Origin of the sequence: Kallipyga massiliensis ph2 (genome assembly GCF_000311985.1) — a bacterium.
Classification (GTDB): Bacteria; Bacillota; Clostridia; order Tissierellales; family Peptoniphilaceae; genus Kallipyga; species Kallipyga massiliensis.
On record NZ_HE978585.1, the window covers coordinates 1,012,591 to 1,028,975 of the forward strand.

Annotated in this window: 12 protein-coding genes; 10 read left to right on the plus strand and 2 right to left on the minus strand. The window is 54.8% G+C overall.

Annotated features, from left to right (window positions below; translation table 11 throughout):
- Position 1 precedes the first annotated feature (1 nt).
- The 4 genes from HGKM_RS04590 (at position 2) to pepV (ending at position 5,476) form a co-directional block, all read left to right on the plus strand.
- Positions 2–1,510: an IMP dehydrogenase gene (locus tag HGKM_RS04590; RefSeq protein ID WP_019134168.1), complete on the plus strand. Its 1,509-nt coding sequence runs from the start codon at positions 2–4 to the stop codon at positions 1,508–1,510.
- Positions 1,511–1,538: 28 nt separating this feature from the next.
- A complete protein-coding gene (locus HGKM_RS04595; RefSeq protein WP_019134169.1) occupies positions 1,539–2,738 on the plus strand; it encodes a coenzyme F420-0:L-glutamate ligase in 1,200 nt (399 codons plus the stop codon).
- 123 nt (positions 2,739–2,861) lie between these two features.
- A complete protein-coding gene (locus tag HGKM_RS04600; protein ID WP_019134170.1) occupies positions 2,862–4,058 on the plus strand; it encodes a dicarboxylate/amino acid:cation symporter in 1,197 nt (398 codons plus the stop codon).
- 47 nt (positions 4,059–4,105) lie between these two features.
- Complete coding sequence (gene pepV / locus HGKM_RS04605; RefSeq protein WP_019134171.1) at positions 4,106–5,476, plus strand: dipeptidase PepV; 1,371 nt, start codon at positions 4,106–4,108, stop codon at positions 5,474–5,476.
- A gap of 34 nt (positions 5,477–5,510) precedes the next feature.
- Here pepV and HGKM_RS09055 read toward each other — a convergent pair whose 3' ends face one another.
- Entirely contained in the window at positions 5,511–6,584 is a 1,074-nt protein-coding gene (locus HGKM_RS09055) for a Maf family protein (protein ID WP_019134172.1), read from the minus strand.
- A gap of 161 nt (positions 6,585–6,745) precedes the next feature.
- Between HGKM_RS09055 and HGKM_RS04615 the strand changes: the two genes are divergently transcribed.
- Both HGKM_RS04615 and HGKM_RS04620 read left to right on the plus strand, forming a co-directional pair.
- Positions 6,746–8,497, plus strand: a complete 1,752-nt coding sequence (locus HGKM_RS04615; RefSeq protein WP_019134173.1) for an ABC transporter ATP-binding protein — start codon at positions 6,746–6,748, stop codon at positions 8,495–8,497.
- On the plus strand, positions 8,487–10,394 hold the full coding sequence (locus tag HGKM_RS04620; RefSeq protein WP_019134174.1) for an ABC transporter ATP-binding protein: 1,908 nt from the start codon (positions 8,487–8,489) through the stop codon (positions 10,392–10,394). The genes HGKM_RS04615 and HGKM_RS04620 overlap by 11 nt, the downstream gene beginning before the upstream one ends.
- Before the next feature lie 47 nt (positions 10,395–10,441).
- Here HGKM_RS04620 and HGKM_RS04625 read toward each other — a convergent pair whose 3' ends face one another.
- Entirely contained in the window at positions 10,442–11,266 is an 825-nt protein-coding gene (locus HGKM_RS04625) for an exodeoxyribonuclease III (RefSeq protein WP_019134175.1), read from the minus strand.
- Between the two features lie 244 nt (positions 11,267–11,510).
- Here HGKM_RS04625 and rbr point away from each other — a divergent pair, with 244 nt between their 5' ends.
- The 4 genes from rbr to HGKM_RS04645 all read left to right on the plus strand — a co-directional run bounded on the left by rbr (position 11,511) and on the right by HGKM_RS04645 (position 16,323).
- The gene (rbr, locus tag HGKM_RS04630) at positions 11,511–12,098 is read left to right on the plus strand and encodes a rubrerythrin (RefSeq protein WP_019134176.1); all 588 of its coding nucleotides are present in this window, start codon (positions 11,511–11,513) and stop codon (positions 12,096–12,098) included.
- Positions 12,099–12,277: 179 nt separating this feature from the next.
- Positions 12,278–13,708, plus strand: coding sequence for a TldD/PmbA family protein (locus tag HGKM_RS04635; protein WP_019134177.1), 1,431 nt, complete (start codon positions 12,278–12,280; stop codon positions 13,706–13,708).
- Complete coding sequence (locus tag HGKM_RS04640; protein ID WP_019134178.1) at positions 13,708–15,045, plus strand: metallopeptidase TldD-related protein; 1,338 nt, start codon at positions 13,708–13,710, stop codon at positions 15,043–15,045. Before HGKM_RS04635 ends, HGKM_RS04640 begins: the two co-directional genes overlap by 1 nt.
- Positions 15,046–15,084: 39 nt before the next feature.
- Positions 15,085–16,323 (plus strand): aspartate aminotransferase type Ic, encoded by a 1,239-nt coding sequence (locus HGKM_RS04645; protein ID WP_019134179.1) that lies wholly within the window; start codon positions 15,085–15,087, stop codon positions 16,321–16,323.
- Positions 16,324–16,385: the final 62 nt, after the last annotated feature.

The window sequence follows — 16,385 nt, forward strand, 5'->3', positions numbered from 1 at the left end:
TATGGCAATCTACCTAACCGAACCATCACGCACATTTCATGAATATTTGCTGATTCCGGGCTATTCGTCCAGCGAAAATATTCCCGATCGGGTGGATTTAACCACCCCCCTGGTCCGCTTCAAGAAGGGCGAAGAACCGGCTCTTTCTCTACGCATTCCTATGGTCTCAGCTATCATGCAGTCGGTTTCCAACGACACCCTGGCCATCGCCCTGGCAGGTCAAGGAGGCCTCTCCTTCATTTACGGGTCTCAGTCCATTGAAAGTCAGGCCCGGATGATCAAGTCGGTCAAGGATTATAAGGCCGGTTTCGTCCCCTCCGATTCCAACATTTCCCCTGACTCCACCCTGGAGGATGTCCTGGCTCTTAAAGAAAAGACCGGCCACTCCACCATGGCGGTGACGGAGGATGGGACCCAGCATGGAAAGTTAGTGGGGATTGTCACCTCCAGAGACTACCGACTCTCCCGGATGGATGGGACGGAAAAAGTGGAGACCTTCATGACCCCCTTCAATCAGCTGGTTTTTGGCCAGGAGGGAATCACTCTTTCCGAAGCCAACAATATTCTTTGGGATAAGAAGCTCAATGCCCTGCCCATTATCGATAAAGAGGACCGATTGGTCGCCTTCGTCTTCCGCAAGGACTATGACCGCCACAAGGAAAACCCCAATGAGCTTTTAGACGAACATAAAAGACTTCTGGTGGGGGCAGGAATTAATACCCGGGACTACAAGGAAAGAGTTCCTGCCCTGGTGGAAGCCGGGGCAGACGTCCTCTGCATCGACTCCTCCGAAGGCTTCTCCGAATGGCAGAAGCTGACCATTGAATGGATCCGCCAGGAATATGGCGATAAGGTCAAGGTCGGGGCCGGCAACGTAGTGGATGGGGAAGGCTTCCGCTTCCTCGCCGACTGCGGTGCTGACTTCGTTAAAATCGGGATCGGCGGCGGGTCCATCTGCATCACCCGGGAAACCAAGGGGATCGGCCGTGGACAGGCCACCGCTGTCATCGATGTGGCCCGTGAGCGGAACAAGTACTTTGAAGAAACCGGGATTTATGTCCCCATCTGCTCGGACGGGGGTATCGTCTATGACCACCACATCACCCTGGCCCTGGCCATGGGGGCGGATTTCTGCATGTTGGGCCGGTATTTTGCCCGCTTCGATGAGTCCCCAACCGCGAAAATCAATATCAACGGGACTATGATGAAGGAGTATTGGGGAGAAGGATCTGCCCGCGCCCGGAACTGGGAGCGCTATGATTTGGGCGGAAAGCAGGGGCTAAAGTTTGAAGAAGGTGTGGACTCCTATGTTCCCTACGCCGGCACCCTGAAGGATAACGTGGATGCCTCATTGGCCAAGGTCAAGGCGACCATGTGCAATTGCGGTGCCCTCAACCTTGAGGAACTTCATGAAAAGGCTAAGCTCACCCTGGTCTCTTCGACTTCTATCGTGGAGGGCGGAGCCCACGACGTTCTGACCAAGAACGCCTCTTCGCTGAAATATAACTAAAGTAAAAACATATAAGGAGGAATCACCAATGAGAATGATCGGTACTGTGGCAAGGGGGATCCGGACCCCGATTATCCGGGAGGGGGATGACCTTGCCAGCATGGTGGTCGAATCACTCCAAGCAGCCAGCAAAGAAGGGGGATTTTCCTTCCATGACCGGGACGTCCTTTGCATGACCGAAGCCATTGTTGCTCGGGCTCAGGGAAACTATGCCAGCGTGGACCAAATCGCACAGGATATCCGTAAGAAGTTCCCCGGTGGCGTCGTCGGGCTCTTCAACCCCATCTTCTCTCGCAACCGCTTTTCTATGAACCTGAAGGCCATTGCCCGGGCCATGGACAAGATCTACCTCCAGATGACCTATCCCTCGGATGAGGTGGGGAACCAGCTCATCACTGTAGAGGAGATGGACGAGGCCGGCCTGGACCCCTATAATGACATCCTTTCTGAAGAGGACTTTTATAAAATTTTCGGCGAGGTGGGCCACCCCTTCACCGGCGTGGACTACATCAAATTCTATCGGGATATCGTGGAGGCTGAGGACTGCGAATTGGTCATCTTCCTGGCCAACCAACCCAAGGCCCTTCTGGAATACACCGACCAGGTGATCACCTGCGACATCCACACCAAGGAAAGATCCAAGCGCCGGCTCAAGGCAGCCGGGGCCAAAGTCGTTTATGGCCTGGATGATATCATGACCCAACCGGTGGACGGGTCGGGTTGCAATGAAGAGTATGGCCTCTTGGGCTCGAACAAGGCTTCCGAGGAGAAGGTCAAACTCTTCCCCAGAGACTGCCAAAACTTCGTTGACGGCCTGGCCGACCAATTAAAGGAAGTGACCGGGAAGAATATCGAGGTCATGATCTATGGAGACGGAGGATTCAAGGATCCCCGCGGCGGGATCTGGGAATTTGCTGACCCGGTCGTCTCACCCGGATTTACTCATGGCCTTTCCGGCCTCCCCAATGAGCTCAAGCTCAAGTACCTGGCTGACAACGACTTCGCTGACCTTAAGGGCGAAGAACTCCGCCAGGCCATCGCCAAGAAAATCGAGGCCAAGGACAAGGACCTGAAGGGGGCCATGGAATCCGAAGGAACCACCCCCCGTCACCTGACTGACCTCCTGGGTTCGCTCGCTGACCTCGTTTCCGGCTCCGGTGACAAGGGGACCCCGGTTGTCTTCATCCAAGGCTATTTCGATAACTTTACCACAGGCCTTGAAGATTAGTTTCCTGTAAAATTCCAACCCTTTGTGGAAGCCGGGCAGCTCCGGGCAAGCAAAGGGTTTTCTGTACACTCAGCGACTATCCTTTCCCGACCGGACCCGGGAGAAAAAGGAAGAGAGGACATCATGAAAAGAATTACCCAAACCCTTGTTTTTAAGCTTATTTTGGGCATTGTGGCCGGCGTACTCGTCGGGACCTATGCTTCAGAAGGCATCATCCTGGTCATTTTGACAGCCAAGAACATCCTCGGGGACTTCATCGGCTACATGGTCCCCCTGATCATCCTGGGCTTTATTGCCCCGGCTATCATCTCCCTCCGTCACAGCGCAGGCAAGGTCCTGACCGTGACCCTCATCATCTGCTACCTATCTTCAGTCGGGGCCGCCCTCTTCTCCATGGCCGCCGGCTACCTGATTATCCCGAACCTCAACATCGTTTCGGAGGTGGGGTCGGGCCGTGCCCTCCCGGAGGCCCTCCTCGAACTCAAGTTCACCCCCATCATGCCTGTTATGACGGCCCTGATTACCTCCGTCCTCATCGGCCTCTCGGTCATCTGGACCCGGTCGGAGTCCTGGACCAAGCTTCTGGAAGATTTTAATGACATGGTCTTGAAGATCGTAGAAAATGTGGTCGTTCCCGTTCTTCCTATCTATATCTTCACCACCTTCGCCAGCCTGGCCTATGAGGGGGTCATCATCAAAGAGCTCCCCATCTTCTTCAAGATCATCCTGATCGTCATTGTGGGCCACTATATTTGGCTTACCCTTCTTTACAGTATTGGGGGAGCCTTTTCTCGGACCAACCCTATGGAGGTCCTTCGCCATTATCCGCCGGCCTATGTCACCGCCTTAGGGACCATGTCCTCAGCCGCTACCCTCCCTGTTGCCTTAAAGTCCGCGGCTAAGGCCAAGACCCTGGACCCGGAAATCCGGGACTTCTGCATCCCCCTCTGCTGCAACACCCACCTTTGTGGGTCCGTTTTGACGGAGACCTTCTTCGTCATGACCGTCTCCCAGATCTTATATGGCCATCTGCCGGACCCCATGACCATGGTCACTTTCGCCTGCCTCCTCGGCATTTTCGCCATAGCCGCTCCCGGCGTTCCGGGAGGGACGGTTGTCGCTTCCTTGGGGCTCATCATCTCCGTCCTGGGCTTTGATAACAACGGAACAGCTCTTATGCTCTCCATCTTCGCCCTCCAGGATTCCTTCGGGACCGCCTGCAATGTCACCGGGGACGGGGCTATCGCCCTCATGGTCACCGGACTGTTCAAGAAGGTTCCGGGCCGGGAAGGGGAGAATAAAGAAGCGGCAGTAAAGTAGATGGAAGCGGTTCGGCTGGAGCCGGGCCTTTTAGAAAGGGAAACCGAATGATTCAAGAGAAATTAACGGAAAAAATCCTATTTATGGAAGACGAGGTCTTGAAAGGAATCGGGGGAGCAGTAAAAATCAACTCCGTCATGGGTGCTCCCGAAGAGGGAGCACCCTTCGGACCGGGACCCAAGAAGGCTTTGGAGTATGCCTTGGATTTGGCCCGGTCCATGGGCTTTGAAGCCCACAATGTGGATGACATGGTGGGCTATGCGGAATATGGGGAAGGCGATGACATGGTAGCTGTCCTTGGTCACCTGGATGTCGTCCCCGTAAACGGCAAGTGGGACCATGACCCCTTCTTAGGAGAAGTCGTTGATGGAGAAATCTACGGGCGGGGAACCGCTGATGACAAGGGAATGGCTATCGGCGCCCTCTATGCTCTAAAAGCCATCAAAGACTTGGGCCTGGCCACAGACCGTCGGATCCGAGTTATCTTTGGGACCAATGAAGAAAGCGGGTCCCGCTGCGTCCGCCACTATGTGGAGTCCGGCCAGGAGATGCCGGTTATGGGCTTCACCCCCGACGCCGACTTCCCCCTGATCTTCTTTGAAAAAGGAACCACCCATGTCCACATCGGAAGTCCGAACTTCCACCAAGGGGAGATCCCGGTTCTGGCCTTTGAAGCCGGCCGGGCTCTTAACGTCGTTCCGGATTCCGCCCGCCTGGTCCTGGAAGGAAATTGGAAAATCAGGGAAACAGATGAAGTTTCCGTCCGCCAGGAAGAAGGGAAGACCATCATCGAAGCCAAGGGGGCAGGGGCCCACGGATCCATGCCCGAGCTGGGGAAAAATGCCCTGGTCACCCTTCTCGAGGCAGTGGAGGAAATTCAAATTGGGGGAGACTTTGCCAAGGTCTCTTCCTTTATCTTGGAGAAAATTGGACGGGAGACCAAGGGCCAGGGCCTAGGCATCCACTTCCAGGATCCTGAGACCGGGGAGACCTCTGTCAACTTGGGAACCCTCCGCTTGGAAGAAGGACGACTTTCCTTTGGCCTGGACATCCGCTATCCCAAAAACGGGGACCATGATAAGGTCAAGGAAGCCCTGGAATCCGCCAGCCTGGCCCATGGCCTCCAAGTCCTGGACCGGGAGACCAATGACCCTCTCTATGTTCCCAAGGACTCGGACCTCATCCAACGCCTCCTGGGCGTCTACCGGGCCATGACGGGCGACCTCTCAGAGCCCCTGGCCATCGGCGGGGGGACCTATGCCAAGGTCTTCCCGAATATGGTTGCCTTCGGCCCCAATTTCCCGGGTGACACCCCCCTGGAACACCAGCCCAATGAAAGGGTTGAGGTGAAAAAGCTCATGAAATCCCTGACCATAGTTGGCCAGGCCATGCTGGCCCTTGGTCAGGAGACAGTCTAAAACCGGACCTGAGCCTATCCTTTCTAAAGGGTCGTTAGTTTTCCGGCCTATGGATGATGGTGTAGTGATGGTTGGTCCGATAGTCACGGAGGAAGGCCTCATCCTCCACTTCCAAGTCCCGAAGTTCAGCCCGGGCTTCCAGGTGGTGGCGGAACTCATGGACCAGGACTTCATTCACCCGGTCCTTTAAGGCCGGACCCGACCAGCCCGGATAGAGGGTCCGAAAGGACCCGTAGTAAAGCTTGATCCGCCGGCCCAACTTATCCCGGACGTACTCGCCCATGATGCAGAGGTCATCATCCCGTGCTTCAGGATGGTATTTGACTTCCGGGTGGATTTGAACCAGCCCGTTCAGGCCCTCGAAAAAGGAGGGGGGAAGGTCATCCACCAGGTCCTGTACCATCCGGGTGAAGTCATCCAAGGATATGAAGTCCTCGGGCTCGGGATCGAGGGAATAAGGAGCGATTCGCCGGGCGACCTCGGCTAGGGGAAGGCCGATCACGGTTTGGATGTCCCCTTCAATGGAGGCGACAAAGCGGGGGTCCAGGTCCTGGATCCCGTAGCCCCCTGCCTTATCGAGGACCCGGCCATGGGTCAGGTAGTCCCGGATGGCGGCTTCCAGGGCCGGATAGTAGGGGACAAAGGAGACGGCGGTAATGGCATAAAAGGACTGGAATCCTGAAATGGTCCGGAGGCAGACTCCGGTTACCACATGGTGGGTTCGGCCGAAATAGGACCGGAACATGGTTTCCGCTTCTTCAAGGTCCCGGGGTTTGTGGAGGATTTTCTCATCCATGACCACCATGGTGTCGGCCCCAATGTAGAGGCTTCCGGCCAGAGCCCCGCCCTCTTCTTCCGGCCCATCGCCCAGGCCACATTTAGCTCCGGCCAGCTCGCAGGCCGTCTTCCCCACCCGGTGAGTAAAGGGGTCGGACCGGTAGAGGGTCATATAGCGGTCTTCAATGGTCCGCTCATCCAGATCCAGGCTCCGACAGATGGGCTTGAGGTAGGCCAAAAGCTCCCTCCGCCGGTGAGATTGGCTGCAGACAACCACCCGGTCAAAGTCATCCAGGTGGCCGCCATGAATATAGTCAAAAATGCCATGCATGAGAGGAACCCCCTTTTTTATGAACTCTTATGGCTTGGAATCGTCTTTATTTATTGTAACCCAAGAAAGCCCTCTTGTTTTTGAATCCCCGGCCGGGGTATGTAGAAGGTAATTCTTTTGTCCTTATCCTGTTTAGAAAAGCATAGAACGTTGAGGTTGATATGATCAAAGGTGGAAAAAATATTTTAGGCTCATTAAGGGAATACAAGACCTTGAGCCTCTTGACTGTTTTTTTTATTATTCTCGAGGCTGTTTTCAATGCCCTGATTCCCTTCATTACCGCCCAGCTCATCAATAATCTCCAGGGACAGAATATGGACATGGGGGCCGTATCCCGGACCGGCCTCCTTCTCCTGGTTATGGCCGGACTCTCTCTGACGGCGGGGGGCCTAGCCGGCTTTACCTCAGCCAAGGCCTCATCCGGCTTTGCCAAGAACCTTCGAGGAGACCTCTTCCGAAAGATCCAGACTTATTCTTTCGGCAATATCGATAAATTCTCCACCCCCTCCCTGATCACCCGACTGACGACCGACATCGACAATGTCATGATGTCCTTTATGATCTTAATCCGGGAGTCCGTCCGAGCCCCCCTGGTCATTATCTTTGCCTTCATCATGGCCTTCCGGATGGCCGGGTCCCTGGCCTATTCTTTTTTAATCATCATTCCCTTTTTAGCGGTTGCCTTCTTCCTCATCATCAAGTTTGCCATGCCCTATTTCCGAAAGGGCTTCCGTCAGTTTGACGTGATTAACCGGGTGGTCGGGGAGAATGTTCAGGCTGCCAGAGAGGTCAAGGCCTATGCCCGGGGGGATTATGAGAAGGAGAAGTTCAAAGGCTTTTCAGAGGATATGATGAAGATCTTCACCAAGGCCGACACCATCGTGAACTTTTCTTCCCCGGTTATGCAGATGGCCATCTACTTCAACATGCTCTTCATCTTCGCCGTTGGTTCCCAAATGGTGGTTTCCTCCGGTGGGGTCGACCTCAACGTCGGACAAATGTCCGCCATGTTGACCTACGGGATGCAGATCATGATCCAGCTCATGTTCCTTTCCATGGTCTTTGTCCTCCTGACCATGTCGGCCGAATCCGTTCGCCGGATCAACGAAATCCTGGCGGAAGAGTCCAGCCTCCATTCTCCGGAGGGTGGGGCTAAAGAGCTTGCTGACGGTTCAGTCGCCTTCCATCGGGTTTCCTTCAAGTATTCGGAGGAGGCGGAAGCCTACACCCTCTCCGACCTTGACTTCAGGATTGAGTCGGGTATGACCGTGGGAATCCTGGGAGGAACCGGGTCCGGGAAATCCAGCTTGGTCCAGCTTATTCCCCGCCTCTACGATGTCAGCCGGGGTTCCATCGAAGTCGGGGGAAGGGATGTTCGGGACTACGACCTGGAAAGCCTCCGGGACCAGGCCGTCTTGGTTCTCCAAAAGAATGTCCTTTTCTCCGGGACCATCGCTGATAACATCCGCTGGGGCAATCCCCGGGCCAGCGACGAAGAAGTGGAGTGGGCGGCCAAGTTGGCCCAGGCGGATGCCTTCATCCGGTCCTTCCCTGAGGGCTATCAAACCTACATCGAACAGGGGGGAACCAACGTCTCCGGCGGTCAGCGCCAGCGTCTGACTATTGCCCGGGCCCTCTTGAAAAAGCCCAAGATCCTCATCTTTGATGACTCCACATCCGCCGTCGATACCAAGACGGATGCCCTGATCCAAAAGTCCCTCAAGGAATCCCTTCCGGGGACAACGAAAATCTTTATTGCCCAGCGAATCTCTTCAGTCAAGGATGCTGACCGGATCATCGTTATGCAGTCCGGAAAGATCCTGGCTATGGGAAGCCATGAGGAGCTCTTGAAGAAGGTCCCATCCTATCGGGAAACCTATGAAAAGCAAGGAGGTGGGGTCCATGTCCAATAAAACGAAAAAACAGGCCAATCCCCGGATCCTCCGCCGACTACTGAAAGACCTCTTTCGGGGGGCCCCCATCCTCCTCCCCTTGGTCTTCATTTCCACCATCCTCTCTTCGGTCATCACGGCCCTTCCCGCTATCTTCCAGCAGAAGATCCTGGCCGTTCTCACAGACTTTTTAGCCACCGGCAACCGGTCCTGGGACCAGGCCAAAGAGGCTATCTTCCCTCTTCTGGCTGTCCTGGTTGCCCTCTACCTCCTTTCGGTCATCCTCATCACCTTCCAGACTCAGGCTATGAACCTGGTCACCCAGCATTTCCTCCACTCCCTCCGCCAGCGGATGTTCAACCACATGCAGGACCTCCCCTTGTCCTTCTTCGACCAGAACAAGCATGGGGATATCATGTCCTACTATACCAACGATGTTCAGACCCTCCGGATGCTGGTCTCCGGCGGTCTTCCCTCCATGGTTCGAGCCGGAGCCATCGTCCTGACCCTCTTTGCCATCATGATCTACTACTCCCTTCCCATGACCCTCCTGGTCTCTATCGGTGTGGGGGTCATGTTCCTGGTCACCCGTAAGGTGGCCGGGGGATCGGCCCGCTTCTTCCGTGAAAAACAGAAAAAGTTGGGGGACATAGAAGGCTTTCTCCAGGAGTACATGACCGGGCAAAAAGTGGTCAAAGTCTTCAACCATGAGGACCAGGCCATTCAGAAGATGGAGGAGAAGAACCAAGCCCTCTTTGAGGTTTCCTCCAAGGCGAATGGCTACGCCAATGCCTTGGGGCCCATCATCATGAATATCGGCAACGTCATGTATGTCCTGGCCGCTATGGTGGGCGGGGTCTACCTCCTTTCCGGCCTCCCCAATATTTCCATCTCGGGCATGGTCTTCTCCCTCTCCATCCTCATCCCCTTCCTCAACATGACCAAGCAGTTCACCGGGAATATCAACCAGTTCTCCCAGCAGATCAACTCTGTCGTCATGGCCATGGCCGGGGCGGACCGGATTTACCGCTTCCTGGACCAAGAGGAAGAAATCGATGAGGGCCAGATCCGCCTGGTCCACTGCAGGGAAGATGCCCAAGGCCGGCTGGAAGAAAGCCCGAACCGGGACCTGGCCTGGTATTGGAAGATCCCCCAAGCGGATGGATCTTTCTCCTATAAACCCATGAGGGGGGATATGCGGATGGAAGGAGTGGACTTCTCCTACGTCCCAGGTGAACCGGTCCTCCACGATATCACGGTCTATGCCGAGCCGGGCCAGCAGGTGGCCTTCGTTGGTCAAACCGGGGCAGGGAAGACCACCATCACCAATCTCATGAACCGCTTCTATGAGATTGAGGGGGGAAAGATCCTCTATGACGGGATCGACATCCGGGAGATCCGGAAGGAAGACCTCCGGCGGTCCCTGGGCCTGGTCCTCCAGGCCACCAACCTCTTTACGGGAACGGTTATGGAAAATATTCGCTATGGACGACTGGATGCGACGGATGAGGACTGCATTGAGGCAGCCAAGATCACCGGGGCCCACTCCTTCATTGCTCGCCTGCCCGAGGGCTACCAAACCCGGTTGACCGCCAACGGGGCCAACCTCTCCCAAGGTCAGCGCCAGCTCCTTTCCATCTCCCGGGCCGCTGTCGCCGGGGCACCGGCCTTGGTCCTGGATGAAGCCACCTCCTCCATTGACACCCACACTGAGCAGATGGTCCTGGAGGGGATGGCCAGGCTCATGGAAGGGCGGACTGTCTTCGTGATCGCCCACCGCCTCTCTACGATTGAAAACAGCGACGTGATTATGGTGATGGACCGGGGGCGGATTATTGAGCGGGGGTCTCATGACGACCTCTTGAAGGAAAAAGGGGTCTACTATCAACTCTATACCGGAGCCTTCGAGATGGAATAGGAAAAAGGGCCTGGCAAGCGGATTTTGCTTGTTAGGCCCTTTTTGTGTTAATGGATTTCCAATACCAGGGGAGTGTGGTCCTGACGGTCACCGGAATCCACCATATTGGACTCCACTACCCGGTCAGCCCAGCGGTCGGAGACGAGGAAGTAGTCGATCCTCCAGCCAGAATTGTTGATTTTTGAAGTGGGAACCCGCTGGGCCCACCAGGAATAAACCCCCTCCACGTCCCCATGGATATGACGGAATGTGTCGGTGAAGCCGGCCTCCAAGATATGGGAAAAGCCCTCCCTTTCCTCATCGGTGAAACCGGCAGAGAAGTGGTTGCTGTCCGGGTTGGCCAAGTCGATTTCTTTGTGGGCGACGTTGAAGTCCCCCATGGCGATGACCGGCTTTTTGTCATCCAGGCTACGGAGGTAGTCCCGATACTTGACATCCCAGATTTGGCGTTCCGGCAGGCGGGAAAGGGCCGAACCGGCATTAGGGGTGTAGACGTTGGTGGCGTAGAAGTCATCAAATTCCAGGGTGAGGACCCGGCCCTCCAGGTCCATGGTGTCGGGTCCACCGATGTCCGGACCGGTGCAGGTGGGATTATAGATATCTTTGTAGAGGAACATGGTCCCTGCATAGCCCTTCCTGGCAGGAGGGGTGGAGGATCGCCAGCAGATCTTGTAGTGGGGGAGACGCTGGCGGATGATCTCCAGGTGCTTCTTCGAAGGGCCGCCAACGGGGAGCTTGGTCTCCTGAATGGCGATGACGTCGGCATCCATCCCATCAATCCGGTCCAGGACCATACGGGAGAGCTGGGCCCGGTTGGAGTCAGAGGTTAGGGCGGCATTTAATGAATCAATATTCCAAGAGATGAATTTCAAAAGAGTCTCCTTTCTTCTCTTTCCATTTCAATAGTTATTGAAGCATTTTTATTATAGCGGATGGAGGGGAGTTTTGCCTGCCGGAGCTTGGAATTGGGGAATTCTTTCCCTTGACCCTTTTCAAATGTCTTTCTTTTTCCATTCGATATGATAAAATATAAGTGTTGACCTAGGGTTTTCCTCGGCTTTCCGATGAAAATCGAACGATCAATGAATCCTATGAATGGAATAAGGAGGTTGTTTTATGGCTGAATTAAAAGGTAGCAAGACGGCTCAGAACCTGATGGCAGCATTTGCAGGTGAATCCCAGGCTAATATGCGTTATACTCTGGCTGCAAAGCAGGCGAAAAAAGACGGTTATGTACAGATCTCCATGATCTTTGAAGAGACCGCCCGCAACGAACGTGAGCACGCGGCTCAGTTCTATAAGTTCCTTCCTGAGTGCTATGCGACGGGCGAGGGAATTGAATTCGATGCCCAGTATCCTGTTGTTTGGTCCTCCACAGAAGAGAACCTCCAGGGTGCTATCGACGGCGAAAGAGAAGAAGCCGACGACATGTACGTTGAGATGGCAAAAGTTGCTGACGAAGAAGGCTTCTCCGAGATTGCCGAGCAGTACAGACAGATTGCCAAGGTTGAGGATAAGCACGCTATCCGCTTCCAGAAGCTCTTAGATAACATCAAAGGCGACCGCGTCTTCAAGCGTGATGAGGTTGTTCTTTGGAAGTGCAATGAGTGCGGATACATTGCCAAGGGTCAGGAAGCACCGAAGAAGTGCCCCTCCTGCCACCATCCCCAGGCTTACTTCGAGCTCTTCAAAGAAACCTATTAAAGCAGGACTTTGTTCGTCAAGGACCGGGTTTCCCCGGTCCTTTTTTATTTCCCCTATTATGCCTCTTCCCGCCTCATTTGATATAATAAATCTTGTTATTATGGACTTCTTCGGAAGAGCCTGTCATTCTATCCGAAGAAGGCCTCCTCAGCTTTTTCTAACACTAGAAAGGATATGGAATGAAAAAATTAATTCCTTCCCCCTACCTGGCCAAGGTAAAAGGGGACCTTAAAAAAATTATAGACATCCTATCTCCGGATTTTTCCTATGTGTCCATCTTGGCAAGCGACGTGACCGGCCGGGCCTATGAGGTTCTTCCCAATGAAGTTCATCTCAGCGATAGTCCGGATGTGGAAAGGGGCTTTGTTATCCGCCTGAAGGGTCCTCGTGGCTTTTCTGAATTTTCCTTCAACCACATAGATGTGGATGATGTGGTGGCTAAGGCTCGGGCCCTTGTTGAGGACGACCGGGCAAGCTTCTTAGAGGCGGTCGATCCCCTGGATTACAAAATGGAGCCCAAGGATGAGCCATGGACCGGGTCCTTTGTCCGTGAGGTGGAGAATCTTCCCCAGGATGATTCGGCAGAAGAAATTCTATCGACTCTCCGCAAGGATCTGGACCAGGGCATGGAGAAATACAAGGACCTGAGCTTCCTGACGACCGCCTTGATTATCACCCAGGTGGACAAACTTTTCTTATCAAAGAATAAGGAATTAACCCAGACCTATGCCTATGCCCTGGCCATGGCCTCGGCGGTTGCCGCTAATGAAAAGGGGTCAAAGCAGGATTTTGCCGGCTACAGCGGACTGGCTGGATCGGAAGTCCTGGACCGGATCCCCGGCCTCATCGACAAAGCGGCCCAGAGTGCCATCGGCCTCTTGGATGCTGAACCCATCAAACCCGGCGTCTATGACATCATTACCGACCCCACCTTCTCCGGCTTGATCGCCCATGAGGCCTTCGGCCATGGGGCGGAGATGGATATGTACGTCAAGAATCGGGCCAAAGGGAAAGAATTTACCGATAAGCGGGTGGGATCGCCCATCCTGACCATGAAGGACGGGGCCCAAGCCTTTGACCAGGTGGCCTCTTTTGCTTTTGATGATGAGGGGAATCCGGCCTCCAACACCACGGTTATTGACAAGGGAATCCTCCGGTCCGGCATGTGCGATGAGCTGTCCGCCCTCCAGTTGGGCTTCCACCCGACAGGAAATGGCCGTCGGGAGTCCTATAAGCGGAAGGCTTATGCCCGGATGACCAACACTTATTTTCCGGGGCAAAATGCCAAGCTGGATGATATGATCGCCTCCATCGACCATGGTTACTTCCTCCAAGGTTACACCTCCGGTATGGAAGATCCCAAGAACTGGGGGATCCAATGCGTAGCCCTCAAGGGATTGGAGATTAAGGACGGAAAGCTGACCGGCAAGATCGTCAGCCCGGTTTACCTGACCGGCTATGTGCCCGACCTCCTCAACTCCATTTCCATGATTTCGTCGGCAGATGATGTGACCCTGGACGGTATTGGCTACTGTGGAAAGGGATGGAAGGAATGGGTCAAGGTCTCCATGGGCGGGGCCTATATGAAAGCGAGAGGGAGGCTCAACTAATGTTTGAAAAAATAATTCAGGAAGCAGATCGGGCCCTGGCTCTTGGAAAAATCCAAGACTGGGTCCTCAAATCAGAGGTTACGGATTCTCAGGAGCTCTTCTTTGTTAAGGACCGTCTGGACATGAACCGTCGAGCGGACACCAAGGAATACGCCCTCACGGTCTATGTGGACCATGAGGAGGAAAAGGAAGGGATGGTGGACAAGACCAGGGGGTCATCCACCGCCCAATTTGGACCTGACGACAGTGACGAAGAGATTGTCGAGAAGATCGCCCGGGCAGGGGAAGAAGCTTCCTATATCAACAACCCCTGGTTCCCCCTTCCTGATAATGGGGGAGAGCCGGGCCACGACATGGTCCAAGCTTCGACCATCCATGAATTTTCCCACAAGCATGAGGAGGTTTTTCAGGCCTTCTTTGCCGACCGCGGCGGCTTGGCCAAGGTGAATTCTGCAGAGATCTTCTGCCAGGATGTTCAGGTCCGTCTGGCTTCTTCCCAAGGCCTTCGGACCTCCTATCCCGCCAACCTCTTCCAGTTTGAATTGGTGACCGATGCGGAGGGGAAAAATGACCCGGTGGAAGTCTTCCGGATCTACACCCTGTCCGGCCCGGATGTGGATAAGATCCGAGAAGTTGTGGACGCCCAGTTGGAGGAGACCCAGGCCCGGGCCCAAGCCGACCAGGCTCAGGCCATGGAGGACGTGACGGTGGCCATCACCGGTGATGAGGTGGAGGACTTCTTCAAAATGTACACCTCCCGCTTATCAGCCATGAGTGTCTACAATGGTCTCTCCAAGGAAGAACCGGGTCTAGCCTTTGCCCACGACCAGGAGGGACCCGAGGTCAAGGACCCGGTCAGCCTCCGATTGAACCCCTTCCTGGCCCATTCGCCCTATGCCGTTCCGGTGGATTCCTATGGAACTCTCTTGGCCCCCTATCCGCTCCTAGACAAGGGGCAGGTGATGAACCTGGCCTCCTCCGCCCCCCACTCCTACTATTTGGGCATGGAGAACAAGGGGAAGTGCTCGACCTTCGAGGTTGATGGTGGGTCTGCTGATTTGGATAAGGCCATGAAGGAAGACCACCTGGAGATCATTAAGTTCTCCTCCTTTGATTTTTCTCCCCTGACCGGGAACTTCGGTGGGGAATTCCGCCTGGCCAAGCTGGTCAAGGAGGGAAAGGAAAGCTATATCTCCGGTGGATCCATATCCGTTAACCTCTTTAAGTCGGCGGATAAGATTTCTTATTCCAAGGAGACGATCCAGAGGCCCCGGTCCATCACGCCCAAGGCCATCCTGATCCAAGGGGTCCAGTTGGCCGGAGAAGAGGAAGAATAAGCGGATCAAACAAGATAAGGACAAGAAAGAGGGGATCCCATGGGAAAAGAAAACCTGCAAGCCTGCTTAGAAAAATATGAGGCCATGAAAAAGGCCGGACTCAACCTGGATCTGACTCGGGGAAAGCCTTCCGTGAAGCAGCTGGATATGGTCCAGACTTACATGGAGAAGGCTATGGCCATGGGGATTGTCCAGGAGGATGAGGGGATTGACATCCGCAACTACGGGGGCCTGTCCGGTCTTCCTGCCATGCGAAAGATCGTAGGGGAGATGGTCGGGGTGGACCCGGAAAAGGTCATGACCATGGGAAACTCTTCCCTCCGGGTCATGCACTCCGTCCTCAGCTTTGCCATGGTCTATGGCCTTCCCGGACAAACCCCTTGGGACCATGTTAAGGAGAAGAAGTGGCTCTGCCCATCGCCCGGCTATGACCGCCACTTCAATATGACGGAGAAGCTGGGCTTCGACCTGGTAACGGTGGATATGACGCCGGATGGCCCGGACATGGACCAGGTCCGGGAACTGGCCAAAGATCCTTCGGTCAAGGGAATTTGGTGCGTCCCCAAGTTTTCCAACCCGGACGGTTATGTTTATTCCGAAGAAACCTGCCGGGCCCTGGCCGAGATGGAGGCGGCGGACGACTTCCTCATCCTTTGGGATAACGCCTATGCCGTTCACTATCTCTATGAGGACGAGGACCTTCCCCAAATCCCGGACATCCTCTCGCTTTGTGAAGAGGCCGGCCACCCCAACCGGGTTATGGCCCTGGCCTCCACCTCCAAAATGTCCTTCCCGGGGTCCGGAGTCTCCTCTCTTGCCGGTAACCTCCCCATGCTGGACTGGTTCCGTGCCTGCTTTGCCAACTCCTCCATCGGGCCCAATAAATTCAACCAGATGATCCATGTCAACTTCTTCCGCCAGGTGGGGGGAGTGGACGCCCTCATGCGGAAGCATGCGGATGTTATCCGGCCCAAGTTCCACCTGGTGGAGAAGATTCTCCAGGAGGAACTGGAAGAGGAAGGCCTGGCCCGGTGGAACCTTCCCAAGGGTGGCTATTTCCTCTCTGTCTATCTCAAGGAGGGGACGGCTAAACGGGTCTATGACCTCTGTCTGGATGCCGGCCTCCAACTGACCCAGCCGGGAGCAACCTACCCCTACCACAAGGATCCCAGGGACTGGAACCTCCGCCTCTCCATCACCGTGCCTCCCCTGGAGGAGCTTGAGAAGGCCATGGAGCTCTTCTGCCTCTGCGTCAAGATTGCCGCTTACGAAGGATAGTAAATAAGAAGAATCCAAGGCCCCTTTCATGGGCCTTGGATTTTTTTAATTTTGCTTGACAA

What these genes read in the sequence shown, in the direction of transcription:
- HGKM_RS04590 (WP_019134168.1), top strand. Translation starts at nt 2, where the DNA reads ATGGCAATCTACCTAACCGAACCATCACGCACATTTCATGAATATTTG.
- pepV (WP_019134171.1), top strand. Translation starts at nt 4,106, where the DNA reads ATGATTCAAGAGAAATTAACGGAAAAAATCCTATTTATGGAAGACGAG.
- rbr (WP_019134176.1), top strand. Translation starts at nt 11,511, where the DNA reads ATGGCTGAATTAAAAGGTAGCAAGACGGCTCAGAACCTGATGGCAGCA.
- HGKM_RS04640 (WP_019134178.1), top strand. Translation starts at nt 13,708, where the DNA reads ATGTTTGAAAAAATAATTCAGGAAGCAGATCGGGCCCTGGCTCTTGGA.
- HGKM_RS04615 (WP_019134173.1), top strand. Translation starts at nt 6,746, where the DNA reads ATGATCAAAGGTGGAAAAAATATTTTAGGCTCATTAAGGGAATACAAG.
- HGKM_RS04600 (WP_019134170.1), top strand. Translation starts at nt 2,862, where the DNA reads ATGAAAAGAATTACCCAAACCCTTGTTTTTAAGCTTATTTTGGGCATT.
- HGKM_RS04620 (WP_019134174.1), top strand. Translation starts at nt 8,487, where the DNA reads ATGTCCAATAAAACGAAAAAACAGGCCAATCCCCGGATCCTCCGCCGA.
- HGKM_RS04635 (WP_019134177.1), top strand. Translation starts at nt 12,278, where the DNA reads ATGAAAAAATTAATTCCTTCCCCCTACCTGGCCAAGGTAAAAGGGGAC.
- HGKM_RS04645 (WP_019134179.1), top strand. Translation starts at nt 15,085, where the DNA reads ATGGGAAAAGAAAACCTGCAAGCCTGCTTAGAAAAATATGAGGCCATG.
- HGKM_RS09055 (WP_019134172.1), bottom strand. Translation starts at nt 6,584, where the DNA reads ATGCATGGCATTTTTGACTATATTCATGGCGGCCACCTGGATGACTTT.
- HGKM_RS04595 (WP_019134169.1), top strand. Translation starts at nt 1,539, where the DNA reads ATGAGAATGATCGGTACTGTGGCAAGGGGGATCCGGACCCCGATTATC.